The sequence below is a fragment of the Arthrobacter sp. Soil764 genome (assembly GCF_001428075.1).
Taxonomy (GTDB): Bacteria; Actinomycetota; Actinomycetes; order Actinomycetales; family Micrococcaceae; genus Arthrobacter.
In genome coordinates, this window is sequence record NZ_LMSI01000018.1 from 1 (window position 1) to 1,376 (window position 1,376).

Annotated in this window: 3 protein-coding genes; 1 reads left to right on the plus strand and 2 read right to left on the minus strand. The window is 67.1% G+C overall.

The features are described 5' to 3' along the window. A partial coding sequence (locus tag ASG86_RS20660) for an HNH endonuclease signature motif containing protein (RefSeq protein WP_056333205.1) occupies positions 1-372 on the plus strand: 372 nt, incomplete at its 5' end. 60 nt (positions 373-432) lie between these two features. Here the strand turns inward: ASG86_RS20660 and nboR are convergent. Together nboR and ASG86_RS09735 are read right to left on the minus strand one after the other, a co-directional pair. Further along, a complete protein-coding gene (gene nboR, locus ASG86_RS09730; protein ID WP_056333208.1) occupies positions 433-1,074 on the minus strand; it encodes a nicotine blue oxidoreductase in 642 nt (213 codons plus the stop codon). Positions 1,075-1,150: 76 nt separating this feature from the next. Then, positions 1,151-1,376: hypothetical protein (locus ASG86_RS09735; RefSeq protein WP_156386170.1), on the minus strand; the 226-nt coding region annotated here is incomplete at its 5' end.

Genomic DNA, 1,376 nt, shown 5'->3' on the forward strand with positions numbered 1-1,376 from the left:
ATGCGGAACTGGTTGCGGATGCGGGACGGGAAATGCCCGTTCCCGGGGTGCAGCAACAACTCCCTGGACAACGAAGCCGATCACATCCTCGCCTGGCACAAGGGCGGCACCACCGGAATCAGCAACCTGGGACAGCCCTGCCCGAAACACCACAGACTCCGGCACACCACAGGCTGGAAACCCACCCCGGCCAGCAAGAACGAACCACCCGGCTGGACCTCACCGGCCGGCCGGCACTACAAAAGCGAACACCAGGACTGGGAACCACCACACTGGCCGGAGGGGCTAAGGCTTGGCAGTATTGACTTCTTTCGCCGTGGAAGGTCTCCCGGCGAGGATGCCCTTGAACAGTACCTTCGCGCCCACGCCTGAACATCTCGCGTGCTGGTGGAGTTCGCATGCTGTGGACTTCGGGTGCTGGTGGGCCGGGTGCTAATGGAGAAGGCCCAGTTGGTCCGGCGTATCCACGTCCTCGCCGGTGGACTGATCGCTGCAGTCCACTTCGTCCACCAGGTCCGGGTGGGAACGCAGGAAGCCGCGCGCCCCGGCGTCGCCCGTGACCGTTGCACACACAGGCTCACGCAAGGAGGCGTCGATGAGCAGCGGATGCCCGCGCCGGAGTGCCGCCTCACCGCCGTCGGTGGAATCACGACGGCGGTACGAAGCCGCGGTGACGCGTCCCGGTTGGTGCCGGGCCAGCAGTCGCGCCACAGTTTCACTCGTCAGGCCGGGCTGGTCCACCAGGGCGATCAGCAGGTGGTCTCCGGGATCCGCGGCCTGGTTGCCGAGCAGGAACGAACTGCCCATTCCCGTGTTCCAGTCCTGGTTGACTACGACCCGGTAGTGGCTAAGTTCGGCCGCGGCTGCCACATCGGGTGCGCCAGCTCCGAGGACCACCACCACCTCGCGGCAGCCGCCGTCGAGGAGGTTCCCGGCGATCGCCTCTACCAGCGGCCGCCCGCGGTAGGGGAGCGAGGCTTTGGGTCCCATACCGAGTCGCGTGCCTGCACCCGCGGCCAGGACGATGCCCGTCGCCTGGCGCTCCTGCGAGTTGTCCGCCCCCGTGTTGCCCATAACTGAACCCTAACCAAACAAAGGCGGCCGGGTCAGTCTCCCGCGGAAATGACCCGGCCGCCGGATTGTGACGGAGTCAGGCGTCGCCGCCTGCCCCGCCGGTGCTTCCGGCGTTGACGTCCAGCAGCTTGTAGCGGTCCAGGGCGTATTGCGGTGCCCCAGCCTCCACCTCGCCCCTCGCCGCCAGCAGCTGCAGCACCTTGACCACGATGGAGTGGGTGTCGTTTTTGAAGTAGCGGCGGGCTGCTGCGCGGGTGTCGGAGAAGCCGAAGCCGTCGGCGCCGAGGGTGGCGAATTCGTTG

Excerpts from the sequence above, each read along its gene's own strand:
- nboR (WP_056333208.1), bottom strand. The coding sequence starts at position 1,074 with ATGGGCAACACGGGGGCGGACAACTCGCAGGAGCGCCAGGCGACGGGC.